23 protein-coding genes are annotated in these 24292 nt (G+C 64.0%); 14 read left to right on the forward strand and 9 right to left on the reverse strand.

What is annotated here, in order from left to right; translation table 11 throughout:
- Positions 1 to 133: 133 nt before the first annotated feature.
- The 6 genes from LPA37_RS24365 (at position 134) to LPA37_RS24390 (ending at position 7151) form a co-directional block, all read left to right on the forward strand.
- Complete coding sequence (locus LPA37_RS24365; protein ID WP_229013934.1) at positions 134 to 1765, forward strand: ABC transporter substrate-binding protein; 1632 nt, start codon at positions 134 to 136, stop codon at positions 1763 to 1765.
- Between the two features lie 139 nt (positions 1766 to 1904).
- Positions 1905 to 2915, forward strand: coding sequence for an ABC transporter permease subunit (locus LPA37_RS24370; protein WP_228979847.1), 1011 nt, complete (start codon positions 1905 to 1907; stop codon positions 2913 to 2915).
- 8 nt (positions 2916 to 2923) lie between these two features.
- A complete protein-coding gene (locus tag LPA37_RS24375; protein ID WP_228979844.1) occupies positions 2924 to 3841 on the forward strand; it encodes an ABC transporter permease subunit in 918 nt (305 codons plus the stop codon).
- Position 3842: 1 nt separating this feature from the next.
- The gene (locus tag LPA37_RS24380) at positions 3843 to 4856 is read left to right on the forward strand and encodes an ABC transporter ATP-binding protein (protein ID WP_229013935.1); all 1014 of its coding nucleotides are present in this window, start codon (positions 3843 to 3845) and stop codon (positions 4854 to 4856) included.
- On the forward strand, positions 4853 to 5878 hold the full coding sequence (locus LPA37_RS24385) for a peptide ABC transporter ATP-binding protein (protein WP_228979836.1): 1026 nt from the start codon (positions 4853 to 4855) through the stop codon (positions 5876 to 5878). Before LPA37_RS24380 ends, LPA37_RS24385 begins: the two co-directional genes overlap by 4 nt.
- A complete protein-coding gene (locus LPA37_RS24390; protein WP_228979834.1) occupies positions 5871 to 7151 on the forward strand; it encodes a TraB/GumN family protein in 1281 nt (426 codons plus the stop codon). The genes LPA37_RS24385 and LPA37_RS24390 overlap by 8 nt, the downstream gene beginning before the upstream one ends.
- Positions 7152 to 7235: 84 nt before the next feature.
- Here LPA37_RS24390 and LPA37_RS24395 read toward each other — a convergent pair whose 3' ends face one another.
- The 5 genes from LPA37_RS24395 to pxpB all read right to left on the reverse strand — a co-directional run bounded on the left by LPA37_RS24395 (position 7236) and on the right by pxpB (position 11684).
- Positions 7236 to 8189: a DUF979 domain-containing protein gene (locus LPA37_RS24395; protein WP_228979832.1), complete on the reverse strand. Its 954-nt coding sequence runs from the start codon at positions 8187 to 8189 to the stop codon at positions 7236 to 7238.
- Positions 8186 to 8953, reverse strand: coding sequence for a DUF969 domain-containing protein (locus tag LPA37_RS24400; protein ID WP_228979830.1), 768 nt, complete (start codon positions 8951 to 8953; stop codon positions 8186 to 8188). The genes LPA37_RS24395 and LPA37_RS24400 overlap by 4 nt, the downstream gene beginning before the upstream one ends.
- A gap of 257 nt (positions 8954 to 9210) precedes the next feature.
- Entirely contained in the window at positions 9211 to 9963 is a 753-nt protein-coding gene (gene pxpA, locus LPA37_RS24405; RefSeq protein ID WP_228979828.1) for a 5-oxoprolinase subunit PxpA, read from the reverse strand.
- A 9-nt stretch (positions 9964 to 9972) separates the two neighbouring features.
- Complete coding sequence (locus tag LPA37_RS24410; protein ID WP_229013936.1) at positions 9973 to 11034, reverse strand: 5-oxoprolinase subunit C family protein; 1062 nt, start codon at positions 11032 to 11034, stop codon at positions 9973 to 9975.
- The gene (pxpB, locus tag LPA37_RS24415; RefSeq protein ID WP_229013937.1) at positions 11031 to 11684 is read right to left on the reverse strand and encodes a 5-oxoprolinase subunit PxpB; all 654 of its coding nucleotides are present in this window, start codon (positions 11682 to 11684) and stop codon (positions 11031 to 11033) included. Before pxpB ends, LPA37_RS24410 begins: the two co-directional genes overlap by 4 nt.
- A 210-nt stretch (positions 11685 to 11894) precedes the next feature.
- On the opposite strand from pxpB, the gene LPA37_RS24420 reads away from it, so the two are divergent.
- A complete protein-coding gene (locus LPA37_RS24420; protein WP_228979823.1) occupies positions 11895 to 12407 on the forward strand; it encodes a winged helix DNA-binding protein in 513 nt (170 codons plus the stop codon).
- Positions 12408 to 12417: 10 nt separating this feature from the next.
- Here the strand turns inward: LPA37_RS24420 and LPA37_RS24425 are convergent, their stop codons facing one another.
- A complete protein-coding gene (locus LPA37_RS24425; protein ID WP_228979821.1) occupies positions 12418 to 13023 on the reverse strand; it encodes a 5-formyltetrahydrofolate cyclo-ligase in 606 nt (201 codons plus the stop codon).
- 20 nt (positions 13024 to 13043) lie between these two features.
- On the opposite strand from LPA37_RS24425, the gene LPA37_RS24430 reads away from it, so the two are divergent.
- The 4 genes from LPA37_RS24430 (at position 13044) to LPA37_RS24445 (ending at position 17962) form a co-directional block, all read left to right on the forward strand.
- On the forward strand, positions 13044 to 15011 hold the full coding sequence (locus LPA37_RS24430) for a lytic transglycosylase domain-containing protein (protein WP_228979819.1): 1968 nt from the start codon (positions 13044 to 13046) through the stop codon (positions 15009 to 15011).
- 84 nt (positions 15012 to 15095) lie between these two features.
- The gene (locus LPA37_RS24435) at positions 15096 to 16049 is read left to right on the forward strand and encodes a complex I NDUFA9 subunit family protein (protein WP_228979817.1); all 954 of its coding nucleotides are present in this window, start codon (positions 15096 to 15098) and stop codon (positions 16047 to 16049) included.
- 27 nt (positions 16050 to 16076) lie between these two features.
- Entirely contained in the window at positions 16077 to 16724 is a 648-nt protein-coding gene (locus tag LPA37_RS24440; RefSeq protein ID WP_229013938.1) for a glutathione S-transferase family protein, read from the forward strand.
- Positions 16721 to 17962, forward strand: a complete 1242-nt coding sequence (locus LPA37_RS24445; protein ID WP_229013939.1) for a multifunctional CCA addition/repair protein — start codon at positions 16721 to 16723, stop codon at positions 17960 to 17962. The genes LPA37_RS24440 and LPA37_RS24445 overlap by 4 nt, the downstream gene beginning before the upstream one ends.
- An 854-nt stretch (positions 17963 to 18816) precedes the next feature.
- Here the strand turns inward: LPA37_RS24445 and LPA37_RS24450 are convergent.
- Together LPA37_RS24450 and LPA37_RS24455 are read right to left on the reverse strand one after the other, a co-directional pair.
- A complete protein-coding gene (locus LPA37_RS24450) occupies positions 18817 to 19011 on the reverse strand; it encodes a DUF2905 domain-containing protein (protein ID WP_228979811.1) in 195 nt (64 codons plus the stop codon).
- A gap of 10 nt (positions 19012 to 19021) precedes the next feature.
- On the reverse strand, positions 19022 to 20209 hold the full coding sequence (locus tag LPA37_RS24455) for a class I SAM-dependent methyltransferase (RefSeq protein ID WP_229013940.1): 1188 nt from the start codon (positions 20207 to 20209) through the stop codon (positions 19022 to 19024).
- 13 nt (positions 20210 to 20222) lie between these two features.
- Here LPA37_RS24455 and LPA37_RS24460 point away from each other — a divergent pair, with 13 nt between their 5' ends.
- Together LPA37_RS24460 and LPA37_RS24465 are read left to right on the forward strand one after the other, a co-directional pair.
- Positions 20223 to 21047 (forward strand): SDR family oxidoreductase, encoded by an 825-nt coding sequence (locus LPA37_RS24460; RefSeq protein WP_228979801.1) that lies wholly within the window; start codon positions 20223 to 20225, stop codon positions 21045 to 21047.
- An 81-nt stretch (positions 21048 to 21128) separates the two neighbouring features.
- Positions 21129 to 21524 (forward strand): dihydroneopterin aldolase, encoded by a 396-nt coding sequence (locus LPA37_RS24465; RefSeq protein WP_228979799.1) that lies wholly within the window; start codon positions 21129 to 21131, stop codon positions 21522 to 21524.
- Here the strand turns inward: LPA37_RS24465 and ttcA are convergent.
- Positions 21521 to 22465 (reverse strand): tRNA 2-thiocytidine(32) synthetase TtcA, encoded by a 945-nt coding sequence (gene ttcA / locus LPA37_RS24470; RefSeq protein ID WP_228979797.1) that lies wholly within the window; start codon positions 22463 to 22465, stop codon positions 21521 to 21523. The genes LPA37_RS24465 and ttcA overlap by 4 nt on opposite strands.
- A 323-nt stretch (positions 22466 to 22788) precedes the next feature.
- On the opposite strand from ttcA, the gene glmU reads away from it, so the two are divergent.
- Positions 22789 to 24150, forward strand: a complete 1362-nt coding sequence (gene glmU, locus LPA37_RS24475) for a bifunctional UDP-N-acetylglucosamine diphosphorylase/glucosamine-1-phosphate N-acetyltransferase GlmU (protein WP_229013941.1) — start codon at positions 22789 to 22791, stop codon at positions 24148 to 24150.
- Positions 24151 to 24292 lie beyond the last annotated feature (142 nt).

The raw sequence follows: 24292 nt of genomic DNA on the forward strand, positions 1-24292 counted from the left end.
CCGCGTCGCGGCCGTTCACGTCAAGTAAGTTTCCGATCGTGAACAAAGGGAATTTCCTCCGCTTGTTCGGGCTGGCAAAGGTCAGTAATATCGCGCTACGCCGGCGCAAGCCGGTTCCGAACCTGGAGGAAACATGAAGCAAAACAATCTGTTGCGCGCCGCGCGTCTGACCACGCTCGTCGCAGCCGCAGCGGCGTCGATGGTGGTGTCCAGTCTCGCGGACGCTGCCGGGATTCCGAACAAGACGCTCGTTTACTGCTCAGAAGGCAGTCCCGCGGGCTTCGATCCGGCCCAGTACACCACAGGTGTCGATTTCACGGCGAACACGTTCACCGTTTACAACCGTCTCGTCGAATTCGAACGCGGCGGCACGAAAGTCGAACCCGGCCTCGCCGAAAAGTGGGATGTCTCGGCTGACGGCAAAACCTATACGTTCCATCTGCGTCATGGCGTGAAGTTCCAGACCACGTCGTACTTCAAGCCGACGCGCGAATTCAACGCGGACGACGTCGTGTTCACGTTCCAGCGCATGCTGGATACGAACCAGCCGTTCCGCAAGGCTTACCCGGTCCAGTTCCCGTACTTCACGGACATGGGCCTCGACAAGCTGATCGACAAGGTCGAAAAGGTCGATCCGTACACCGTCAAGTTCACGCTGAAGGAAGTCAACGCGCCGTTTATCCAGAATCTGGCGATGGAATACGCGTCGATCCTGTCGGGCGAATATGCGGATCAACTGATGAAGGAAGGCAAGGCCGCCGACATCAACCAGAAGCCGGTGGGCACGGGTCCGTTCATTTTCCGCAGCTACACGAAAGACGCGACGATCCGTTTCGACGGCAATCCGGATTACTGGAAGCCGGGTGCGGTCAAGATTTCGAAGCTGATCTTCTCGATCACGCCGGACGCCGGCGTGCGCGTGCAGAAGTTGAAGCGCGACGAATGCCAGGTGATGAGCTATCCGCGTCCGGCCGACATCGCGCCGCTGAAGGCGGAACCGAACATCTCGATGCCGTCGCAGGCGGGCTTCAACCTGGGCTATCTCGCGTACAACGTGACGCACAAGCCGGTCGACAAGCTCGAAGTGCGTCAGGCGCTCGACATGGCGATCAACAAGAAGGCGATCGTCGAATCCGTGTACCAGGGCGCGGGCCAGGCGGCGACGAACCCGATGCCGCCGACGCAATGGTCGTACGACAAGAACCTGAAGTCGCAGACGTACGATCCGGAGAAGGCGAAGGCGCTGCTGGCGAAGGCCGGCTACCCGAACGGCTTCGACATCACGCTGTGGGCGATGCCGGTGCAACGTCCGTACAACCCGAACGGCAAGCTGATGGCCGAAATGATCCAGTCTGACTGGGCGAAGATCGGCGTGAAGGCGAAGATTGTCACGTACGAATGGGGTGAGTACATCAAGCGCGCCCACGCAGGCGAAGACGACACGATGCTGATCGGCTGGACCGGCGACAACGGCGATCCGGACAACTGGCTCGGTACGCTGCTCGGTTGCGACGCCGTGAACGGCAACAACTTCTCGAAGTGGTGCGACAAGCCGTTCGACGACCTGATCAGGAAGGGTCGCGAAACGTCGGATATCGCGGCACGGACGAAGGCGTACACGGAAGCGCAGCAGATTTTCGCGCAGCAGTTGCCGTTCTCGCCGATCGCTCACTCGACGGTGTATCAACCGGTCAGCAAGAAGGTTGAGGACATGCGCATCGAGCCGCTGGGTTATGCCCGCTTCGACGGCGTGAGCGTGAAGTAAAACTCGCGTACCGGGTTTTCAGCACGTTCAAAAACAACAGGAAAACGGGTCGAAAATATACCGGCGACCGGGGCCACGAGCCCTCGTCGCCGGTTGCATTTTTTCTGTTCATCAAGCACCAAGCATATAGGGACGAACCATGTTCCGATTCGTTTTGCGCCGCATCGGCATGGTGATACCGACGTTCATCGGCATCACCATTCTGGCGTTCGCGCTGATTCACCTGATCCCCGGCGACCCGATCGAAGTCATGATGGGCGAACGCGGGGTCGATCCAGCGATGCACGCTGCCGCGATGCACCGCCTCGGGCTCGACGAGTCCCTTCCCCTGCAGTACGTCCATTACGTTGGCCGCGCGTTGCATGGCGACCTCGGCATGTCGATCATCACCAATACGAGCGTGATGGATGAATTCCTCGCACGCTTTCCGGCGACGATCGAACTGTCGGTCTGCGCGATGCTGTTCGCGCTGATCATCGGTCTGCCCGCCGGCGTGTTCGCCGCGCTCAAACGCGGCACGGTGGTCGATCATGGCGTGATGGGCACGGCGCTCACCGGTTACTCGATGCCGATCTTCTGGTGGGGGCTGATCCTCATCATGGTGTTCTCGGTCAGCCTCGGCTGGACGCCGGTTTCCGGCCGTATCGCAGTGGAATACGACATTCCGCACGTCACCGGCTTCATGCTGGTCGACGCGCTGCTCTCCACCGACGAAGGCGCGTTCCGCTCGGCCGTCAGCCATCTGATCCTGCCTTCGATCGTGCTCGGCACGATTCCGCTTGCGGTCGTCGCGCGCATGACGCGTTCGTCGATGCTCGAAGTGCTGCGCGAGGATTACATTCGCACCGCGCGCGCGAAGGGTTTGTCGCCCGTACGCGTGATCGTCGTGCATGCGCTGCGCAACGCGCTGATTCCCGTGGTGACCGTGATCGGCCTGCAGGTCGGCACGCTGCTCGCGGGCGCGGTGCTCACCGAGACGTTGTTCTCGTGGCCGGGCATCGGCAAATGGCTCATCGATGCGATCAGCCGGCGCGACTATCCGGTCGTGCAGGGCGGCATCCTGATGATCGCCACACTGGTGATCTTCGTGAACCTGATCGTCGATCTGTTGTACGGCGTGCTGAATCCACGCATTCGCCATACGAGGTAAAGAGAGCTATGGCAGACATACAAAACACCGTCCCCACGGCGGTCACCCCCGCGAGCGGCCGCACGTTAGCCGCCCGCGAATTCTGGGCCAACTTCTCGCGCAATCGCGGCGCGGTCGTGGCGGGCACGATCGTGCTCGTGTTGATCTTCATCGCGATTTTCGCGCCGCTGATCTCGCCGCACAGCCCGATCGAGCAGTACCGCGACTTCGTGAAGATTCCGCCGGCGTGGCTCGAGGGCGGCAACTGGAAGTTCATCCTCGGTACCGACGAGGCGGGCCGCGACATCCTTTCGCGTCTGATGTACGGCGCGCGGCTGTCGTTCTGGATCGGCTTCGTTTCGGTGGTGCTGGCGCTGATTCCCGGCATCGTGCTCGGGCTCATCGCCGCGTTCTTCGAAAAGTGGGCCGATACGCCGATCATGCGCATCATGGACGTGCTGCTCGCGCTGCCGTCGCTGCTGCTCGCCGTCGCCGTGGTCGCGATCATCGGCCCGGGCCTCATCAACACGATGCTCGCGATCGCGATCGTCGCGCTGCCGGGTTATGTGCGCCTGACGCGCGCGTCGGCGCAAGGCGAACTGCAGAAGGAATACGTGACGGCTTCGCGCGTCGCGGGGGCGAGCACGCTGCGTCTGATGTTCTCGCAGGTGCTGCCGAACTGCACCGCGCCGCTGATCGTGCAGGCCACGCTCGGTTTTTCGTCGGCGATTCTCGATGCGGCCGCGCTCGGCTTTCTCGGCCTCGGCGTGCAGCCGCCTTCGGCGGAGTGGGGCGCGATGCTCGCATCGGCGCGCGACTATATCGACAGCGCCTGGTGGATTGTCACGATGCCCGGTCTTTCCATCCTGGTTTCGGTGCTCGCAATCAACCTGCTCGGCGACGGGCTGCGCGATGCGCTCGATCCCAAACTGAAACGGATGGCGTGACATGAGCAATCAGAGCAATCTCCTGACCATCCGCAATCTCGCGGTGAACTTCAGCGGCGCGCCCGCTGTCGACCGGATTAACCTGGACGTGAAACCCGGCGAAGTGGTCGGTGTCGTCGGCGAATCGGGTTCGGGTAAAAGCGTGACGATGATGGCGCTGATGGGCCTCATCGACGCCCCCGGCAAGGTGACGGCCGACGAGATCACCTTCAACGGCACGAATCTGCTGAAGGCCTCGGCGAGTGCACGCCGCAAGATCATCGGCAAGGACATCGCGATGGTCTTTCAGGACGCGCTGACGAGCCTGAATCCGAGCTACACCGTCGGCTACCAGATCAAGGAAGTGCTGAAACTGCACGAAGGCCTGCGTGGCGATGCGTTGCACCGGCGCGCGCTGGAACTGCTCGACCAGGTCGGCATTCCAGACGCGAAAAACCGTATCACGTCGTTCCCGCACCAGATGTCGGGCGGCATGAACCAGCGTGTGATGATCGCGATGGCGGTGGCGTGCAACCCGAAACTGCTGATCGCCGACGAGCCGACCACCGCGCTCGACGTCACGATCCAGGCGCAGATCATGGAACTGCTGGTGAAGCTGCAGAAGGAACGCGGCATGGCGCTCGTGCTGATTTCGCACGATCTCGCCGTGGTGTCGGAAGTCGCGCAGCGTGTGGCCGTGATGTACGCGGGCGAGGTCATCGAGACCAACAAGGTGCCCGATATCTTCGCCGCGCCGCATCATCCGTACACGGAAGCGTTGCTGGCGGCGATTCCCGAGCACAACGTCGGCGCGGTGCGGCTCGCCGCGTTGCCCGGCATGGTACCGGGGCGCGACGACCGGCCGCGCGGGTGCCTCTTCGCGCCGCGCTGCAAGTATGTGGTCGACGACTGCATGAAGGCACGCCCGGCGCTCGCGCCGCTGCCCTCGCATGGCGCGGGGGCGCAGGTGCGCTGCATCAAGCCGCTGAACCTGACTGGCGATGCCAACATTCACACTCGCGGAGGCGCACGATGAACGCAGTACCCGAAACGCGCCGCATGCAACCGGCGCGTCCTGCAGGCGACAAGGTGCTGATCGCCGACCAGCTCGCGCGTCACTACGCCGTGAAGCGCGGCATGTTCGGCCAGGGCACGGTGAAGGCGCTCAACGGCGTGTCGTTTTCGCTGGAACGCGGCAGGACGCTTGCCGTGGTCGGTGAATCCGGTTGCGGCAAGTCGACGCTCGCGCGCCAGCTCACGATGATCGAGGCGCCCACGTCCGGGCGTCTGTTGATCGACGGTGAAGATGTCGCGGGCGCGGATCACACGAAAATCGCGGCGTTGCGCCGGCGTGTGCAGATGGTGTTCCAGAACCCGTTCGCCTCGCTGAATCCGCGCAAGACAGTCGAGCAGACGCTCGGCGAGCCGCTCGCGATCAACACGCAGCTCTCCGCCGGCGAACGCGCCGAACGCATCGCGCAGATGATGCGCACGGTCGGCCTGCGCCCCGAGCATGCGAAGCGTTATCCGCATATGTTCTCGGGCGGGCAGCGTCAGCGTGTCGCGATCGCGCGCGCGATGATTCTCGATCCGCAGATCGTCGTGGCCGACGAGCCGGTTTCCGCGCTCGATGTGTCGATCCAGGCGCAGATCCTGAACCTGTTCATGGACCTCCAGGAAGAGTTCAAGACGAGCTATGTGTTCATCTCGCACAACCTGTCGGTGGTCGAGCACATCGCGGATGACGTGATGGTGATGTACTTCGGCGGCGTCGCCGAACTCGGCGACAAGAAGACGGTTTTCAGCAGGCCGCGGCATCCGTACACACGGGCGCTGATGTCCGCGACACCGTCGATCTTCGAAGCCGACCGGCGCATCCAGATCAGGCTGCAGGGCGAAATGCCGTCACCGCTCAATCCGCCGTCGGGCTGCACGTTCCATCAGCGCTGCCCGTACGCAATCGACCGGTGCCGGACCGAAGAGCCGAAGCTGCGCGAAGTGGATGGCCGTCAGGTATCGTGCCACCGTGCCGAGGAGGTAGGGGAGGCGGATGCCTGATCCGTCGGCGGCGCGTCGTGCTGCGCGCCGCCTGCGTGAGGGCGGCTTGCGCGTCGCCTTCGCGCTTCTTGTTACGTCAATCGCTGCGTGCGCTTGCGGTTGCATTCGTGGCTGCGTCGGTGCGTTGCGTGATGCGTTGCTCTGGCAGCGGCTTCGACTCCCACGCACCGTCACCGCACGCGTTTTGACGCGACGCGGGCGGCCATCTGGCGTGCCCGGCCGGACCGCGCTGGCCCGTGCGTTTCTGTGCGCGTGTGTCGTCGCGGCAATGTCGCCGGTAGCGTACGGCGCGGGTGCTTCGGCGAATACGCCGGTGCACTCCGGGGCGCCTGTTTCGCCTGCGCCTGCTTTACTTCCGGCACCGCCGCGTGCAACCCTGCCAGGTTTTAATCCGCCGCCACCGTCGAACAATTCCGCGAGCGGCGCGGTGCGCGTGCAGCCCGCGCGCATGCCGTTCTATACCGCGACGCGCGGCACCACGACGATTTACGTGCTCGGCACGCTGCACGTCGGCGACCCTGTCGACTATCCACCGGATCAGCCGTTTCGCAAGCCGATCCTTGCCGCGCTCGCCGCATCGCCGACGCTCGCGCTCGAACTGTCGCCCGACGATCTGCTCGTATCGCAGGACGACGTCTCGAAGTTCGGCGTGTGTTCGCGCGAATGTCTGCCGCGCCTGTTGCCGGATCCGCTGTGGCGCCGGCTTGCGCAGCGTCTGCGCGGCAATCCGGCGGCGCTCGATGAGATCAAGAAAATGCGTCCGTGGCTCGCGGCGCTGCTGGTCGAAACCTACGATTCGTTGAGCGCCGGCCTGCAGACCGAATATGGCACCGAGGCGCAGTTGCAGAACGTTTATCTGAAGACACGCGGCAAGATCGTCGGACTGGAAACGTTGTCCGGGCAGATGCGCGCGTTCACCGGGCTCACGCTCGCGCAGCAGCGCGAAATGCTCGCGCAGGATCTCGTGCAGACGCCCGAGGAAAACGTCGCCGATGTGCGTATGTTGCATCGGCTCTGGCGCGTGGGCGACGCGGACGCGATCGCCGCGTGGAGTACCGCGAAGTCGGAGAAACTGGCGCGCAACCCGCGCCTGTCCGCGTCGATCGACAACAAGATCCTTTATGAGCGCAACCGGCGCTTCGTCACGCGGATGGTGGCGATTGCCGCGCCGAACAAACCGGTATTCGTCGCGATCGGCGCGCTGCATCTGGGTGGACCCAAAGGCGTGCTGGCATTGCTGCGCCAGCGCGGTTTCATCGTCGACGCGAATTGAGCGGCAACGCGGGCGCCGGACGCCTGCCCGTCGCGTCGAACGTGACGCGGCGAACAGGCGTGCACCCAGGCGTGCGCTCAGGCCTCAAAGAAACATCAGGGTGTTCAGCAGGAAGATGTTCGCGACCAGCAGCACCAGCGCGGTCGGCACCTGCACCTTGATCACCGCGTTCTTGTCCGGCAGTTCCAGCAGCGCCGCCGGCACCATGTTGAAGTTTGCCGCCATCGGCGTCATCAGCGTGCCGCAGTAGCCCGAGAACATCCCGATCGCCACCATCACAGCCGGATTGCCGTGGAACACGCCGACCAGAATCGGCACACCCACGCCGCCCGTCATGACCGGGAACGCGGCGAAGCCGTTGCCCATTACCATCGTGAAGAGCGCCATGCCGATGCAGTACACGGCCACCGCGACGAGCCGGTAATCGAGGTTCACGTACGCGATCGTCAGATGCGCGACCGCCTTGCCGACGCCCGCGTCCGAGAACACGAGGCCCAGCATGCCCAGCATCTGCGGCAGGACGGCGGCCCACGAAAGCGCGTCGACGAGGCGGCGCGTTTCCTTCATCGACTGCCCGACGGTATCGCGCGTCATCACGCACGCGACGGCGAGCGCGATCACGCAACCGATGCCAAAGCCGATCAGCGTGACGTTCTTCAGCTCGACAAGCGGCATGCCGCCCACGATGAAATACTTTGCGGTAAGCGTCACGATCACGGTGACGACGGGAATCGTCAGCGCTGGAATGAAGAGCTTGTTGCCGAGGCGCCGCGCGCTGGCAAGCCGTGTTTCTTCCGACAGCACTTTCGGCTTCGCCGCGGTGACGCCGCCGAAGCCCGCGATCAGCGCCATCGCGATCACCAGCACGCCGACCACATCGGCCGGCAGGCGATCGCCGACGAGGAAGATCAGCGCATAGAGAATCCAGAAGCCGCCCGCGAGAAAACGGCGCGGATGCTCCCGGTCCGACATGATCATGCCGCCCACCACTAGCAGCACGATGCCGAGCAGCCAGAACAGATAGTCGATGGTGATCATGCGTTGTCTCCCGAAGCCGTCTGCGAGTGCGTCTGTGTGGGCGACGCGGTTGCCGCGTCCGTGCCTTCCGGCGCGTTGCCGCGCAGTTCGCGCTCGAGCTTGCGATCGAGCAGCCACAGCCGGAAGCCGTGGATGATGAACGCGCAGAGCGCGGTCGGCATACCCCACACCGCCACATGCATCGGCTCGACGACGATGCCCGCTTCCTTCAGGAACGTCACCATCAGCACGATCGCGCCGAACGCGACGAAGATGTCTTCGCCGAAGAAGAGGCCGACGTTGTCCGTCGCCGCCGAATACGCGCGCAGGCGATAGCGGACCGCGTCGCTCAGCTTGCCGAAGCGGGTTTCGGTCGCGCCTTCGGCCATCGGCGCGAGGAGCGGGCGCACCATCTGCGGATGTCCGCCGAGCCCGGTCAGGCCGACCGCGGCGGTCAGTTCGCGCACCAGCAGATAGACGATCAGCAGACGTCCGGCGGTCGCCGCCTTGATGCCACTGATCCAGATCTGCGCGCGTTCGCGCAGGCCGTGTCGTTCGAGCAGCCCGATCACCGCGAGCGGCAGCAGGATGATGAGCGGAATGTTGCGGGTCTTGATGAAACCGGTACCGATGGCCGCGAGGATCTTCTCCGGCGGGAAATGCGCGGCGAGCCCCGTGGCGATCGCGGCGGCCGCCACGATCAGCATCGGATTGAAGCGCAGCACAAACCCGATGATGATGACGGCCACGCCAATGAGCGGCCATAAACTGACTGTTGTCTGCATCTGGATCTCCAAACTGGGTTCGTTGTGTGTGAATGAACCCGGGTGCCGCCGGTGGCGGCTCATAACGGGCGGCGTGCGGGCGTGCCGTGCGCCGTCCTGCCCTGCGCGACTCTTGATGGCCGCGTCGATTGCGTCGTTGTTGCTGGCTTGCGGGTATTGCTGGTGCTGCGGCTAACGGTGATGCGACTGCTGTTTCAGCGGTATCTGGCAAACGCCCCGCGAACAGGCGGGGCGTCGGTGGGTCTCGTTGGCTGGTGTCAGGCTCGCGCGCTGCTGGCCGCATGCACATCGATGCCGGCCTCCGCGAGTGCCGCGCGGATGCGCTGCGCGAACGCCAGCGCATGTGGACCGTCGCCGTGCAGGCAGATCGTCTGGACGTTGAGCGGCACCCACTGGCCGTCGACGGCCTGCACGCGCTGGTCGCGCACCATCGCGAGCGTGCGTTCGAGCACGATCTCCTCGTCGTCGAGCAGTGCGCCCGGCTGCGAGCGCGGCACGAGCGAGCCGTCCGCGCGATAGCCCCGGTCGGCGAACACTTCTTCGATGGCGGTCAACCCCGCTTCGCGCACCGCAGTCACGAATCCGCTGTTCGCAAGCGCGAATACCGCGACGGAAGGATCGAAGTCATGCACCGCGGAAGCGATGGCGTCGGCGATTTTCGGATCGCGCGCGGCCTGGTTGTAGAGCGCGCCGTGCGGCTTCACGTGCGCGATGCGCCCGCCTTCCGCCTGCGCGATCGCCGAGAGTGCGCCGAGTTGATACAGCACGCCTGCGTAGATATCGCCGGCGGGCAGGTCCATCTCCTTGCGACCGAAGTTCCCGGGATCGTTGAAGCTCGGATGCGCGCCGATCGACACGCCTTTGCGCACGGCCCAGCGCACGCAGTCGTGCATCGCGGTGGCGCCGCCAGCGTGCCAGCCGCACGCGATGTTGGCCGAGCTGACGAGATCGAGTAACGCTTCGTCGGTGTTGCAGCCTTCGCCGAGGTCGGCGTTCAGGTCGATTTCCATGGTTCTCTCCTACTTGTGCTGCAAGGCCGCCAGCGCCGGCTGGCGCGCGCAGCGTTCTTCATGCATGGCGATCGCGGCATCGATCTGCCGCAGATACGTGCGTTCTTCGAGCAGCGCGCGGCGTGCTTCCTCGAGTGTCGTGGGCAGAAAGCGGATCGCGCCGTTCAGGCGCACCTGCGCGAGCTTCCACATGTCGGCCTGGATCACGGCGCCGATCTTCGGATAGCCGCCCGTGGTCTGCGCGTCGCCCATCAGAATGATCGGCTGGCCGTTCGGCGGTACCTGGATCGTGCCCGGCAGCACCGCGTGCGAGAGCAGATCGGCCTTTTGCCGGCGTTCGAGCGCCGTGCCGGAGAGCCGATAACCCATCCGGTTGCTGTTCGGCGTGACGAGCCATTCGTCGTCCCAGAACGCGCTCTGCGCGCTGGCGGTGAAGCTCTCGTATTCCGGCCCGGGCAGCACGCGGATCGGCACGGCCCACGGTACGTTCGACAGATGACGTCCGCGCCGCACGGGTTCGTCTACCAGCACGAACTTGCACCAGGCGGGCGCCTTCACGCCGAATTCCGGCGCCTCGGGGCTGAACCACGAGCCGGGGCGCGCGGACGGCACGCCGAGCGGCAAGCGGTCGCCGTCACGCAGCGCGCGGCCGCCGAGTCCGCCGAAGCCACCGGCCAGATCGGTGCTGCGCGAGCTGAGCATCGGCAGGACATCGATGCCGCCGGCCACGGCGACGTAGCCGCGCATGCCGCGCTTCGCCGCGTTGAGCGTGAGTTCCTGGCCGGCCCGCACCGGCAGGCTCCACCACGAATACACCGGCCGGCCGTCGAGCGTCGCGCCGAACTCCGTGCCGGTGATCGCCACGCGCGTCGCGCGCGAAAAGCGCAGCACGGTCGGGCCGAACGTGATTTCGAGACCGGCCGCATCGGGCCGGTTACCGACGAGCCGGTTGCCGACTTCCAGCGACAGACGGTCGAGCGCGCCGCCCATCGCGACGCCGAGATGCCGGTGGCCGTGACGGCCGAGATCCTGGACGGTGGTCAAAAGACCTGCGCGGACGACGTCGATCATGCGTCGATCCCCGCGATGGTGAAGCGCACGCGATCGCCCGGTTGCAGCAGCGTGGGCGGCGTTTGCGCCGGATCGAAGAGCGGCAGCCCGGTGCGGCCGATCAGTTGCCAGCCGCCCGGCGAAACGGCCGGATAAATCCCGGTTTGCTCGCCGCCGATGCCCACCGTGCCGGCCGGCACGCCGCGCCGCGGCTCGGCGCGGCGCGGCGTGTGCAGCTTCTCGTCGAGACCGCCCATATAGGCGAAACCCGGCTGGAAGCCCAGAAAGAACACGACATAGTCGCCCGCGGCGTGACGCTTCACGACTTCATCCGCCGATAACCCCGTGTGCTTCGCGACGGCGCCCAGATCCGGGCCCGCCTCGCCGCCGTACATCACCGGGATTTCGATTTCGCGGCCCGTGGACGCCGCGTTTGCCGCGCTGTCCCAGGCGCTCCGCAGCAGGTCGGTGAGGGCGTCGCGGTCGGCGTCGAGCGGGTTGATGACGAGCGTCAGATTGTTCATCCCCGGCACGACTTCGAGTACGTGCGGCCAGCTGCGCGCGGCCCCGGCGGCTGCCCAGACGCGCTGCTGGCAGGCGAGCGTGGCCGGCGGCGCGGATTCGCAGACAAGTGCGTTATCGCCCAACGAATAGATGCGTGGCTGGTTCATGAATGACCTGGTTCGATTCGGGTGCTCCCCCCTGCACGAGCGCCGCGACCAGGTCGACCGACCCGTTCGCGAGGGCGCGCGGCACGTTGAGTAGCGTACATTCTCAATAATTTATCTACAATTTATCAATAAGCGTTTGTGCCAGGCTCACTTTTTCAGGTGGGCGTCGTACACTTCCGGCACCTTCCCAGCGTGTATCGAGATCGCCTCATGTCGCGTCATCCCACCAAGATCGTCTCCTCGGAACACCTCGTTTCCGAATCGAGCGCGGAGCTGTCCGAGCTCGAATACGCGCTGATCATGGCGGGCAACGCGTTCAACCGCTGGATGGTGCGCTGCATGTCGGCGGCGGGCGACAAGGACATGACCGCCATCGAAGTCTCGCTGCTGCACCACGTGAGCCATCGCGAGCGTCGCAAGAAACTGGCCGACATCTGCTTCGTGCTGAACATCGAGGACACGCACGTCGCGACCTATGCGCTGAAGAAGCTCGTAGCTAGAGGGTATGTAAAAAGCGAAAAGACCGGCAAGGAAGTGTTTTTCGAGGCGACCGAAGCCGGCCGCGCGCTGTGCCTCCACTACCGCGAGGTGCGCGAGAGCTGCCTGATCTCGACGTTGAAGGAAAGCGGTCTGACGAATGAGCAGATCGGCGAGGCGGCGCAGCTGCTGCGCAATGCATCGGGCCTCTACGACACGGCGGCGCGCGCGGCGGCTTCGCTTTGACGCGCGGCGATCAGTCCGCGGCGGTTCGCTCCGGATAGCGGGCGCGCTCCGTGATGACCGCGTCGAGCGGGATGTCGTGCGCCTCGCGCGGGATCGTGTCCGTGCGGCAGGCTTCGTACGCGATGCCGACCGTCACCGGCCGCACCGCGCCCGCCCACGCCGCCAGCGTGCGGTCGTAATAGCCGCCGCCGTAGCCGAGCCGGAACGCGTCTTCGTCGAAACCCACACAGGGAATCAGCAGCAGGTCGGGCGTGACGTCGCGGCCCGACTCCGGCTCGGGAATACGGTGATGGCCCGTTTTCATCGCCATGTCCGGCGTCCACGCGTGAAACGCGAGCGGCGAATACACGCTGTGAATCACGGGCAGGCCGGCCTCGCGTTTTGCATCGGCGGCGAGCCATTCGGCGATCGCTTCGCGCGCATCGAACTCGCCCGCGAGCGGCCAGTAGAACCCCACACATGCAGGCGAATATCGTTCCAGTGTCTGCAGCACCCGATGCTTTAACGCGAGTGCGTGCGCGGGTTCGCGAGCCGCATCGAGACGGGCTTTGAGCAGTGTTGCGCGCAGTTCCTTTTTCGATTTCGCGTGGGGGTTGCGTGCTATGCTTGGCTTCAATTTCCGCTCCAGAAACAACGATGTCCAAACGCCTCTTTCGAGTATATCGCGCGGCCGGTTCTGCGCTGGCTGCCGCGGCACTCGTCGCGTGTGGCACGGCGTCCGCCGTCCGACCTGTCGCCTTCACCCAGCTCACACCGGACGATCAGACCTTCATCCAGCTTCGCGAAGCAGCGCGCAATAACGATGCGCCGCGCGCCGCGCAACTGGCGAGCATGATTCCCGACTATCCCGCGCCGTCGTATCTCGAGTACTTCACGCTGAAGCCGCAGCTCTTCGACGGGTCCGGCCACGCGCGCATCGACGCGCCGGACGCGCCGGTGCTGTCGTTCCTGCAGAAGTACGATGGTCAGGCGATTGCCGATCGCATGCGCAACGACTATCTCGTCGTGCTCGGCGCGCGTCACGACTGGCGCGATTTCGACCAGCAGTACGCGCGTTTCGTGCTGAACGACGATACGCAGGTGAAGTGCTACGCGCTCGAATCGCGCGCGGCGCGCGGCGAAAACGTCGCCGATGCGGCACGCGCGCTGCTCGTCGATCCGAAACAGTACGGCGACGGCTGCGTCGACCTGATCACCTCGCTTGCGATCAGCCAGCAGTTCTCCACCGACGACGTGTGGCAGCAGATCCGTCTCGCCTACGAGCAGAACTACACGAACACGGGCGCGAAGCTCGTCGACGCGCTCGGCAACCAGCGTCCCGATCCGGTGCTGTTCGGCCAGGCGGCCAGCACGCCGCCGCTGCTGCTCGCGCGCGGCGTCGGGCCGGATCCGCAGTCGCACCAGCTGGCGCTGCTCGCGATCACGCGCATGGCGCGCAACGATCCGGCGATGGCGGCTTCGACGTTTGCCACGGTGGCGCCGTCGCTCACCACGCCCGAGCGCGCGATCGGCTGGGGCACGATCGCCTATCAGGCGGCAGCGAAGCAGATGCCGGCCGCGGTCGACTGGTACCGGCTCTCGGCGAATGCACCGCTTTCGAACCCGGCGTACGAATGGCGCACCCGCATGGCGTTGCTCGCGGGCGACTGGACGATGGTGCGCTGGTCGATCGAGCAGATGCCGGCTTCGCTGCGCGCGCAACCTTCGTGGATCTACTGGCACGCGCGCGCGCTGAAGCAGGGCGGCGACACGGTCGCGGCGAACCAGGAATTCGAGCAGATCGCGGCGGGCTATAACTTCTACGGTCAGCTCGCTGCCGAGGAACTCGGCCAGAAGATCACCGTGCCGCCGAAAACCACCGTGACCGACGCCGAAGTCGAGCAGGCCGGCAAGACGCCGGGTTTCGCGCTCGCACAACGTTTTTACGCGCTGAACCTGCGTCTTGAAGGCAATCGCGAATGGAACTGGCCGCTGCGCACCATGACCGACCGCCAGCTCATCGCGGCGGCGGAATACGCCCGGCGCATCGAACTGTACGACCGCGCGGTGAACACCGCCGACCGCACGAAGACAGAGCACGACTTCTCGCTGCGTTACCTGTCGCCGTTCCGCGATATCGTCGAGCGCGACGCGCAGTCCACGGGGCTCGACGTCGAATGGGCGTACGGGCTGATCCGCCAGGAATCGCGTTTCATCATGAACGCGCGCTCCGAGGTCGGCGCGAGCGGCCTGATGCAACTGATGCCGGGCACCGCGCAACTGGTTGCGAAGAAGATCGGGCTTGGCACGATTTCGCGCGCGCAGATGAACGATATCGACACGAACATCCTGCTCGGCACCAACTATCTGTCGATGATCTACAATCAGTTCGACGGGTCCGCCGTGCTGGCCACGGCCGGTTACAACGCCGGTCCAGGACGCCCGCGCGCGTGGAAGCAGAATCTGCCACGGGGCGTTGAAGGCGCGATTTTCGCGGAGACGATCCCGTTCCAGGAAACCCGCGACTACGTGAAGAATGTGCTGTCCAACACGGTCTACTATGCGGCACTGTTCGAAGGCCGTCCGCAATCGCTGAAAGTGCGTCTGGGCTACATCGCACCATAAAACGCCAGCGCCACGCCGCCGCGCTTCGCTGCGCGGCGGCCGCTTCACCAGCCGTTGCCGCGGCTTCCACCCAGGGAGTCGAAAATGCGCCATCAAGCCATCGCGATCATCGGCGGTTCCGGATTCATCGGCAGCCACCTCGTCAACGCGCTCGTCGAGCTCGGCAAGGACGTGCGCATCGCCACCCGCCGGCGAAATCACGCCCGCCATCTCACGCTGTTGCCCGTCGATGTGCTCGAAGTCGACGTATTCGACCCGGTGCAGCTTGCCAGCTTCGTTGAAAACGCCGACGCCGTGATCAACCTCGTGGGCACCCTGCACGCGAGCCGCGCGAATCCGTACGGCGAAGCGTTCGCGAAAGCGCATGTCGAACTGCCTGCAAAGATCGTGACTGCCTGCGAAGGCAAGGGCGTGCATCGCCTGATCCACATGAGCGCGATCGGCGCCGACCCGAAAGGGCCGAGCATGTATCTGCGCTCGAAGGGCGACGGCGAGAAGGCCGTGCGCCAGTCGACGCTGGCGACCACGGTGTTCCGGCCATCCGTCGTGTTCGGACCCGAGGATGCGTTTCTGAACAAGTTTGCATTCCTGCAGCGTGTTTTCCCGATGATTCCGCTTGCGATGCCCGACGCGAAGTTTCAGCCCGTGTTTGTCGGCGACGTCGCGAAGGCGATCGCGAACGTGCTCGATCTCGATGCCGCCACGGGCCGCACGTACGAGCTTGGCGGGCCGACCGTATACACGCTGGAGGCGCTCGTGAAATTCTGCGGCGACGTGATTGGGCGTCACGCGCGCATCATCCGTTTGCCGGAAGCGCTCGCGCGGCTTCAGGCGATGACGTTCGAAATGGCGCCTGGCGAGCCCGTGATCACGCGCGACAATCTTGATTCGATGAAAGTGGACAGCGTGCTGAGCGGGCCGCTTGCGCCCGAACTCGACATCGAGCCCGCGAGTATCGAAACGATTGCACCGGTGTATCTGACGGGCGCCTCGATGCGTTCGCGCTTCAATGCGTTCCGCGCGAGCGCGGGACGGTGATTCTCACTTTTACTTATCGATAGACGCATGAAACTCGTTATTGGCGACAAGAACTATTCGTCGTGGTCGATGCGGCCGTGGCTGGTGCTGAAGCATTTCGGCGTTCCCTTCGAGGAGCGCACGATCGAATTGCAGGAGGCGGATTCGACGACGTCGATTCTTGCGCTTTCGCCGTCGGGCAAGGTGCCGTGCCTGATCACCGACGACAACGTACATGTGTGGGATTCGCTTGCCATCTGCGAGACGCTTGCCGAGCAGTTTGCGCAGCACGCGATGTGGCCGCGCGACGCGGCCGCGCGTGCCCAGGCGCGCAGCGTGAGCGCCGAGATGCACTCCGGTTTTGTCGGGCTGCGTTCGTCGATGTGGATGAACATCCGTGCGTCGTTTCCGGGCAAGGGCGCGACGCCGGAAGCGCTTGCGGATATCGCACGCGTCGACGCCCTGTGGTGCGACTGCATCGCGCAGCATGGCGGCCCGTTCCTGTTTGGCGACTTCAGCATTGCGGACGCGATGTACGCACCGGTCGTGATGCGCTTCAACACATGGCAGCCTGCGCTTTCCGCGGGTGCCGCTGCTTACGCGCGCCGCGTGACAGAGCATCCGGCCGTACGCGCGTGGATCGATGACGCGTTGCGTGAGACACATCGCGTGCCGCACTACGACGTTTGCGCATGAATATCTACGCCGTGGGCGGCGCGATTCGCGACGAATTGCTGGGCGTGCCCGTCAAGGACCGCGATTACGTGGTGGTTGGCGCGACGCCCGAGCAGATGGTGGCACAGGGTTTTCGACCTGTCGGCAAGGATTTTCCTGTGTTCCTGCATCCGCAGACGCATGAGGAATATGCGCTTGCGCGCACCGAGCGCAAGACAGCGGCGGGTTACCACGGCTTCCAGTTTTTCTACGCGCCGGATGTGACGCTTGAGGAGGATCTGGCGCGACGCGATCTGACGATCAATGCGATGGCGCGCGAGGTGCGTCCTGACGGCGAGCTTGCCGGTCCCGTGATCGATCCGTTCAACGGACAGGCTGATGTGCGCAATCGCGTGTTCCGGCATGTCAGCGATGCGTTTCTTGAGGACCCGGTGCGGATCTTGCGCATTGCGCGGTTTGCGGCGCGCTTTGCCGGTTTCACTGTTGCGCCGGAGACGATGGCGCTGATGCAGAGGATGGTGGTGGCGGGCGAGGTGGATGCACTGGTACCGGAGCGCGTGTGGCAGGAAGTGTCACGCGGATTGATGGAGCAGAAGCCCTCGCGGATGATTGAACTGTTGCGGGAATGCGGCGCGCTGGCGCGCGTGTTGCCGGAGATCGATGCGCTGTTTGGCGTGCCGCAGCGCGCGGATTACCACCCCGAGGTCGATACGGGCGTGCATGTGATGATGGTTCTGGATCATGCTGCCGCGCAGGGTTACGCGTTGACGGTCCGGTTTGCCGCGTTGACGCATGATCTTGGCAAGGCGACGACGCCTGAGGATGTGTTGCCGCGGCATATTGGGCACGAGGGGCGTAGTGTCGATTTGCTGAAGCCTTTGTGCGAGCGGTTGCGGGTGCCGAATGAGTGTCGCGATCTGGCGGTGCTGGTGGCGCGTGAGCATGGGAATATTCATCGCGTGATGGAGACCGGGCCGGCCGGGCTTGTGCGGTTGTTCGAGCGATGCGATGCGTTGAGGAAACCCGCGCGGTTTGCCGAGGCGTTGCAGGCATGCGAGGCGGATGCGCGCGGTCGGCTGGGGTTTGCGACGCGGGAGTATCCGCAGGCTGAGCGGCTGCGTATCGCGCTTGTTGCTGCGCGAGCTGTGGATGGAGGGGCGGTTGCCAGCCGGTTTGCTGACCGGCCTTCTCTGATTAAAGATGCCGTTCGGCAGGAGAGGGTTCAGGGGGTTGGTTTGGCTCTTGGGGAATCTGTTTAGGGGTTTGCTTTTGCCCCTTTGGCGGGGCGGCATTTTGGGTTTTTCGTGCCGAAGCTGTGTGTTTGCTTTGGCCTTTCCTTGTATTCATGTCGGTCTATTAGTGTTGCCCCTGTGCGGGGCGGCACCTACTTTTCTTTGTCTTGCCAAAGAAAAGTAGGCAAAAGAAAGGCGCTTCGAAAACTCACCTTTTCCTGGTGCGTCATTCGTCGGGAATGGCACCCCGTGAGGCGTCGCCCTCGAGCTCCAGGCCGCGCTGGTCCGCGCACGATCTGATCTCCCGCACAGCACCGCCCGTGACACAGGGCTCATTCATCCCACTCCGCGCTACGCGCGTCGCGGAATGGCCGTTCGATGGCGCCGGCATCAGGGGCCGGAGATCGCCGATCGCGATTGAGCGCGCGATTGCGATTGCAGATGTGAGTGCGTTTGCAGATGTGAGTGCGTTTGCAAATGTGTGCACGCGTGCGAGTGCGGATGCCGGCGCCAGCGCGAACGCTCGGAGAGCGTTATGCCGGTCGGCGATGCGCGTAGCGCGGAGTCGGGTGGATGACTGCTTTGTCACGGACATGGACCGCGCGCGGGACGGAATCGCGCGGGGACCGATGCCGTGTGAAGTGTGGGGGCGACACTTCGTGGGTTGCCATTCCCCGGCGATGACACACCAGGAAAAGATGAGTTGTCGGAGCGCCTTTCTTTTGCCTACTTTTCTTTGGCAAGCCAAAGAAAAGTAGGTGCCGCCCCGCACAGGGGCGACGCTAATAGACCGACATGAATACAAGGAAAGGCCAAAGCAAACACACAGCTTCGGCACGAAAAAGCGAAAATGCCGCCCCGCCAAAGGGGCAAAAAAAACCTCAAACCATCCGAACGATAAAAGACAAAACCAAACTCAGGACCAAAGTAGACATGAAGGGAAAAGGGTACTCTTTCCCAGCAAACCTGAGGGTGACATCCCCTGGCAATCTCCCGATGCCAACCTTCCTGAGCCACGGCCAGCACCTGGACAAAACGGCTACAGCAATAAAAGTCGTGAGTAACCAGCGGATCATGACATCGCGCTCAAAGCGAATGTGACCGGTCGCCGCCCGCAAACGCGGCAATCCCTTCATCGATGCCGCGCGAAAACGCGATCACCTTGAAAAGCTCTCCCATCTCGGCTTCAGAGAGCAGCTTCTGCACTGCATTCGCCGCAGGCAGATACCGCTTGATATCCGAAGGATCGAGATCGCCAAGCGCATCGGTAATGCCGGCATTCAGCAGAAACCTCGCCTGTGACGTATACCCAAGCAGATCGGCCCCCGTATCGACACCCGCTTCAGCGATGCCAGAAAACTCGACGTGCGCGGTAATGTCCTGCAACCCGGGATACAAAAACGGATCACCATGCGCACGATGCCGGTAGTGACACATCAACGTCCCCTGCGCGCGCTGCGCATGGTAATACTCGTGGCGCGGAAAACCGTAGTCGATAAAAAACGCGGCGCCACGCTCAAGCATCATGCAGATCGTCCGCGTAAAGGCCAGCGCGGCCTCGTGCGTTTCAGCAACGTAGTCGCCTTCCACTTCGAGAGAATCGAGAAAGGCCATGTCGGCAGTCGCGCCAACCGGCCGGTCCTCGAACGTCAACGCACCATCGCGCCAGGTCACGCCGCGCTCATGCCACACGCCATCGGTACGGGCAAAGAGCCGCACCGGCATCGCGTCGAGCACTTCGTTGCCCATCACGACACCCTCGAAGCGCTCGGGCAATGCATCCAGCCAGCGCACCTTCGCAGCCAGCGCGGGCGCTTCCGCTTCGATCGTCGCGCGCTGACGCTCACGCAACTCGCCCGACAGATCGACGATCGAATACGTATCGAATTCGACGTCCTGTGCCGCAAGTTCATTTAGAAGCCCTGCCGCGAGTTTGCCGGTGCCGGCGCCGAATTCCATCACGGCACGCGTGCCGCTTGCGGCCAGCGTCTCCGCCACGGGTCGTGCGAGCGTCGCGGCGAAAAGCGGTGACAGTTCGGGCGCGGTGACGAAATCGCTGCCGTCCTCTGCGCGGCGCCCAAACTTCATCGCGCCGCCGCTGTAATAGCCAAGACCCGGTGCGTACAGCGCACGCTCCATGTAGCGCTGAAACGGCAGCCAGCCGCCGTTCGCGTCGATCTCCGCGCGGATCTGCGCGACCAGCGCCTCCGATTGCGCAAGCGCAGCCGGGCCAGGAGCAGGTAAACTATCGGGTTCGTGAGCTTTCGGATTCATCCGCATATTGTAAATGACCGACTCTTCCAGCACTTCACACGTCGGCAGCGCCCACGGCATCCCCGCGCGCGTCGTCCTGATCACCGGCGCCGCCCGTCGGATCGGCCGCGCGCTCGCCATCGGCTTCGCGTCGAAAGGCTGGGACGTGGCCGTGCATTACGGCGCGTCCCGCGAGGAAGCGGATGAAGTGGTCGAGGAGATCGTCGCGCTCGGCCGTCGTGCGGTCGCGCTCCACGCGGATTTCGCCGACGAAGCACAGGTCCTGAAGCTGGTACCGGATTGCATTGCCACGCTCGGGCGTCCCGCGTGTGTGATCAACAACGCGTCGCTCTTTGTTGAAGACGCGGCGAACGACGTCGGCTATGAACGGTTGCTGCACCTCACGGCGATCAACCTGGCGGCGCCGCTCGTGCTGGCGCGCATGTTGCATGAAGCGACGCCGCAAGCCGCGTGCAGCGACGAATCGCTGCGCGGCTGCGTCATCAACGTGCTGGACCAGAAGCTGTACAACATGAATCCGGACTATCTTTCATATACGGTGCTGAAGGCGGCGCTGCAGACAGCAACCGTCGCGCTCGCGCAGGCGCTCGCGCCGAAGCTGCGCGTGGTCGGGCTCGCGCCAGGGCTTACGCTGCAATCCGCCGATCAAACGCCGCAGGGTTTCGCCGAGTCGCATGCGGTCACACCGCTTGGCCGGGCTTCGCGTCCGGAGGATCTGGTCGCGGCTGCGCTGTATCTAGCGGATGCGCAGGGTGTGACGGGTTCGACGCTGGTCGTCGACGGCGGCCAGCATCTCGTGCCGCTGCCGCGCGACGTAATGTTTTTGACGGGCGCCTGAACGCACGCGAAGGCTTTCAGACCTTCGCCGTACGAAGCGCTCCTTGCGTGTCCGCACGCTTCTATCGACACTGGAACGATCATGCTCGACGCTCTCTCGCATCCCCGCCTCGCCGACTGTCGCCGGCTCTTTCTGCGCAATTACGAAGTGCATATCAACATCGGCGTGCATGACTTCGAGAAGCGCGGCGAGCAGCGCGTCGTGATCAACGTGGAGTTATACGTGCCGCTCGCACTGTCCACGCCCGTAGCGGACAGATTGAGCGAAGTCGTCGACTATGACTTCATGCGCTCGACCATCGCACGTCGCGTCGAACAGGGCCACATTCATCTGCAGGAAACGCTCTGCGATGATCTCGTCAAGACCATGCTCGCGCATCCGCAGGTGCGCGCGGCACGCATTTCGACAGAAAAGCCGGATGTGTATCCGGACTGCGACGCCGTCGGCGTCGAAGTCTTTCGGATCAGGGAAGATTAAGCGCCGGCTGCATTGCCAGCCGCTGCGCTAACGTCAGGGACAGCGGCGCGCGCCGCGGGACGCACGAACTCGATGCGGTTCTCGCTTGAATGCGAGAACACGAGCGCCGTCTGCGTGTAGGACGTATCGCCGAAGAGCGAGGCTTCGTCGATCTTCGCGAGACCCGATGCGAGCGCGCGGAAATCGAACAGGCTGGTGTCGGCGAGATGCGACGGCACGACATCGGACAGCGCGCGGAACACGTTGTCGACGCGGCCTGGCGTGTCGCGTTCCCATTGCGTCAGCATGTCCTTCACTTTCTTGCGCTGAAGATTTTCCTGCGAACCGCACAGGTCGCACGGAATGATCGGGTATTCCATCGCACGCGCGTACGTCGCGATATCCGATTCCTTGCAGTACGCGAGCGGCCGGATCACGATGTGCGCGCCGTCGTCGGTGGCGAGCTTCGGCGGCATCGCCTTCATCTTTCCACCAAAGAACAGGTTCAGGAAAAACGTCTCGACGATGTCGTCGCGATGGTGCCCAAGCGCGATCTTGTTGGCGCCCAGCTCTTTCGCCGTGCGGTAAATCACGCCGCGACGCAGACGCGAGCACAGCGAGCAGGTGGTCTTGCCTTCGGGCACCTTCTCCTTGACGATCGAATGCGTGTCCGCTTCGACGATCCGGTATTTCACGCCGATCGACTCGAAATACCGCGGCAGGATTTCCTCGGGAAAGCCGGGATGCTTCTGGTCGAGATTCATCGCGATGATCTCGAAGTCGATCGGCGCGCGCTTTTGCAGCGCGAGCAGAACGGAGAGCATCGTGTACGAGTCTTTGCCGCCGCTCATGCACGTCAGGATTTTGTCGCCGTCCTCGATCATGTTGAAGTCGGCGATCGCCTTGCCGACCTGCGACTGCAACCGGGTTTCGAGGCGGAAAAAATTGTTTGAGGCTTTCATGGCAGGCACGCAACAGAGTGAAGATTGCCGGTGGTGCGTGGACGCAGGGAAAAGGCGTCGAAAAGCGGTACCGGGCAGAGCCCCAGATGATACATCCAAATACAAATCAAGCACTTGGCGTGCGTGCGCCATGCCGGCCGAAGGAAATGCGTGAATGGCGGAAAGCCAGCCGGTATTCACCTGGCCGGCCAGGGAAATCACCCGGTGCGTCGCATCGGTGGGTTTTGCGCAACGGCGGTGGCCGCGCCGGGCAGGGGGCGTCTTCGATAGCGGGATGCGCGTGCTAACATTGACGGCTTCCAACTCGATCCCTCGTCGGCGCCATGAATATAGTCATTTTGGCGGCAGGCACCGGTAAGCGCATGCGTTCCGCGCTGCCCAAGGTACTGCATCCACTGGCCGGCCGGCCGCTTCTGTCCCACGTCATCGATACTGCCCGCACGCTTGACCCGACCCGCCTCGTCGTCGTGATCGGTCATGGCGCGGAGGCCGTGCGCAGCGCCGTCGGGGCGCCCGACGTGCAGTTCGCGGTGCAGGAGCAGCAGCTCGGCACGGGGCATGCCGTGCAGCAGGCGCTGCCGCTGCTCGATCCTTCCGTGCCCACGCTTGTGCTATACGGCGATGTGCCGCTCACGCGCGCGAGCACGCTAAAGCGCCTGACTGACCGCGCGGGTCAGGGCGGCTACGGCGTGCTCACCGTGACGCTCGACGATCCCACCGGCTACGGCCGCATCGTGCGCGATGCGAACGGCAAGGTGCTGCGCATCGTCGAACAGAAAGACGCGACACCCGGGCAGTTGGAAATCGCGGAAATCAACACCGGCATCATCGTCACGCCGACGCAGCAACTCACGCGCTGGCTTGCATCGCTGAAGAACGACAACGCGCAGGGCGAGTACTACCTCACCGACGTGGTCGAACTCGCGATCGAAAGCGGTCTCGACGTGGTGACCGCGCAGCCGGACGAAGAGTGGGAAACGCTCGGCGTCAACAGCAAGCAGCAACTTGCACAGCTCGAACGCATTCATCAGGGCAACGTGGCCGGAGCGCTGCTCGTGGCGGGCGTCACGCTGGCCGATCCGGCGCGTATCGATGTGCGCGGCACGCTGGAATGCGGCCGCGACGTTTCGATCGACGTGAACTGCGTGTTCGAAGGCACCGTCACGCTGGGCGATAACGTGACGGTCGCGGCGAACTGCGTGATCCGTAACGCGACGATTGGCGCGGGCACGCGCGTCGACGCATTCACGCATATCGAAGGTGCGGACGTCGGCGCGAACGTCATGCTCGGACCGTACGCGCGGCTGCGCCCGGGCGCGACGCTGAAGGACGAATCACACGTCGGCAACTTTGTCGAAGTGAAGAACGCGGTGCTCGGTCACGGCTCGAAAGCGAATCACCTCACGTATATCGGCGACGCCGATATCGGCGCGCGCGTGAATATCGGCGCGGGCACGATCACGTGCAATTACGACGGTGCGAACAAGTCCCGCACGATCATCGAAGACGACGTGTTCGTCGGCTCCGACACGCAGCTCGTCGCGCCGGTGCGCGTCGGACGCGGCGTCACGATCGCGGCGGGCACGACGGTATGGAAAGACGTCGAGGAGAATCTCCTCGTGCTGAACGAGAAGACGCAGGTCGGCAAGACCGGCTACGTTCGTCCGGTCAAGAAGAAAAGCTGACGGCGCGCCGCGTTTTTACCCATCGCGGCACCCAACCCCTGCAAAGGAACTGATATTTATGTGCGGCATTGTCGGCGCGGTTGCGCAACGTAACATCGTCCCGGTTCTGATCGAAGGACTGCGGCGCCTCGAATATCGCGGC

The organism is Paraburkholderia gardini, from assembly GCF_907164545.1.
GTDB lineage: Bacteria > Pseudomonadota > Gammaproteobacteria > Burkholderiales > Burkholderiaceae > Paraburkholderia > Paraburkholderia gardini.

What these genes read in the sequence shown, in the direction of transcription:
- LPA37_RS24445 (WP_229013939.1), top strand. Translation starts at nt 16,721, where the DNA reads ATGAATATCTACGCCGTGGGCGGCGCGATTCGCGACGAATTGCTGGGC.
- LPA37_RS24370 (WP_228979847.1), top strand. Translation starts at nt 1,905, where the DNA reads ATGTTCCGATTCGTTTTGCGCCGCATCGGCATGGTGATACCGACGTTC.
- LPA37_RS24455 (WP_229013940.1), bottom strand. Translation starts at nt 20,209, where the DNA reads ATGAATCCGAAAGCTCACGAACCCGATAGTTTACCTGCTCCTGGCCCG.
- LPA37_RS24385 (WP_228979836.1), top strand. Translation starts at nt 4,853, where the DNA reads ATGAACGCAGTACCCGAAACGCGCCGCATGCAACCGGCGCGTCCTGCA.
- LPA37_RS24400 (WP_228979830.1), bottom strand. Translation starts at nt 8,953, where the DNA reads ATGCAGACAACAGTCAGTTTATGGCCGCTCATTGGCGTGGCCGTCATC.
- LPA37_RS24460 (WP_228979801.1), top strand. Translation starts at nt 20,223, where the DNA reads ATGACCGACTCTTCCAGCACTTCACACGTCGGCAGCGCCCACGGCATC.
- LPA37_RS24435 (WP_228979817.1), top strand. Translation starts at nt 15,096, where the DNA reads ATGCGCCATCAAGCCATCGCGATCATCGGCGGTTCCGGATTCATCGGC.
- LPA37_RS24465 (WP_228979799.1), top strand. Translation starts at nt 21,129, where the DNA reads ATGCTCGACGCTCTCTCGCATCCCCGCCTCGCCGACTGTCGCCGGCTC.
- LPA37_RS24430 (WP_228979819.1), top strand. Translation starts at nt 13,044, where the DNA reads ATGTCCAAACGCCTCTTTCGAGTATATCGCGCGGCCGGTTCTGCGCTG.
- LPA37_RS24395 (WP_228979832.1), bottom strand. Translation starts at nt 8,189, where the DNA reads ATGATCACCATCGACTATCTGTTCTGGCTGCTCGGCATCGTGCTGCTA.
- pxpA (WP_228979828.1), bottom strand. Translation starts at nt 9,963, where the DNA reads ATGGAAATCGACCTGAACGCCGACCTCGGCGAAGGCTGCAACACCGAC.
- ttcA (WP_228979797.1), bottom strand. Translation starts at nt 22,465, where the DNA reads ATGAAAGCCTCAAACAATTTTTTCCGCCTCGAAACCCGGTTGCAGTCG.
- LPA37_RS24390 (WP_228979834.1), top strand. Translation starts at nt 5,871, where the DNA reads ATGCCTGATCCGTCGGCGGCGCGTCGTGCTGCGCGCCGCCTGCGTGAG.
- glmU (WP_229013941.1), top strand. Translation starts at nt 22,789, where the DNA reads ATGAATATAGTCATTTTGGCGGCAGGCACCGGTAAGCGCATGCGTTCC.
- pxpB (WP_229013937.1), bottom strand. Translation starts at nt 11,684, where the DNA reads ATGAACCAGCCACGCATCTATTCGTTGGGCGATAACGCACTTGTCTGC.
- LPA37_RS24380 (WP_229013935.1), top strand. Translation starts at nt 3,843, where the DNA reads ATGAGCAATCAGAGCAATCTCCTGACCATCCGCAATCTCGCGGTGAAC.
- LPA37_RS24440 (WP_229013938.1), top strand. Translation starts at nt 16,077, where the DNA reads ATGAAACTCGTTATTGGCGACAAGAACTATTCGTCGTGGTCGATGCGG.
- LPA37_RS24450 (WP_228979811.1), bottom strand. Translation starts at nt 19,011, where the DNA reads ATGATCCGCTGGTTACTCACGACTTTTATTGCTGTAGCCGTTTTGTCC.
- LPA37_RS24420 (WP_228979823.1), top strand. Translation starts at nt 11,895, where the DNA reads ATGTCGCGTCATCCCACCAAGATCGTCTCCTCGGAACACCTCGTTTCC.
- LPA37_RS24365 (WP_229013934.1), top strand. Translation starts at nt 134, where the DNA reads ATGAAGCAAAACAATCTGTTGCGCGCCGCGCGTCTGACCACGCTCGTC.
- LPA37_RS24410 (WP_229013936.1), bottom strand. Translation starts at nt 11,034, where the DNA reads ATGATCGACGTCGTCCGCGCAGGTCTTTTGACCACCGTCCAGGATCTC.
- LPA37_RS24375 (WP_228979844.1), top strand. Translation starts at nt 2,924, where the DNA reads ATGGCAGACATACAAAACACCGTCCCCACGGCGGTCACCCCCGCGAGC.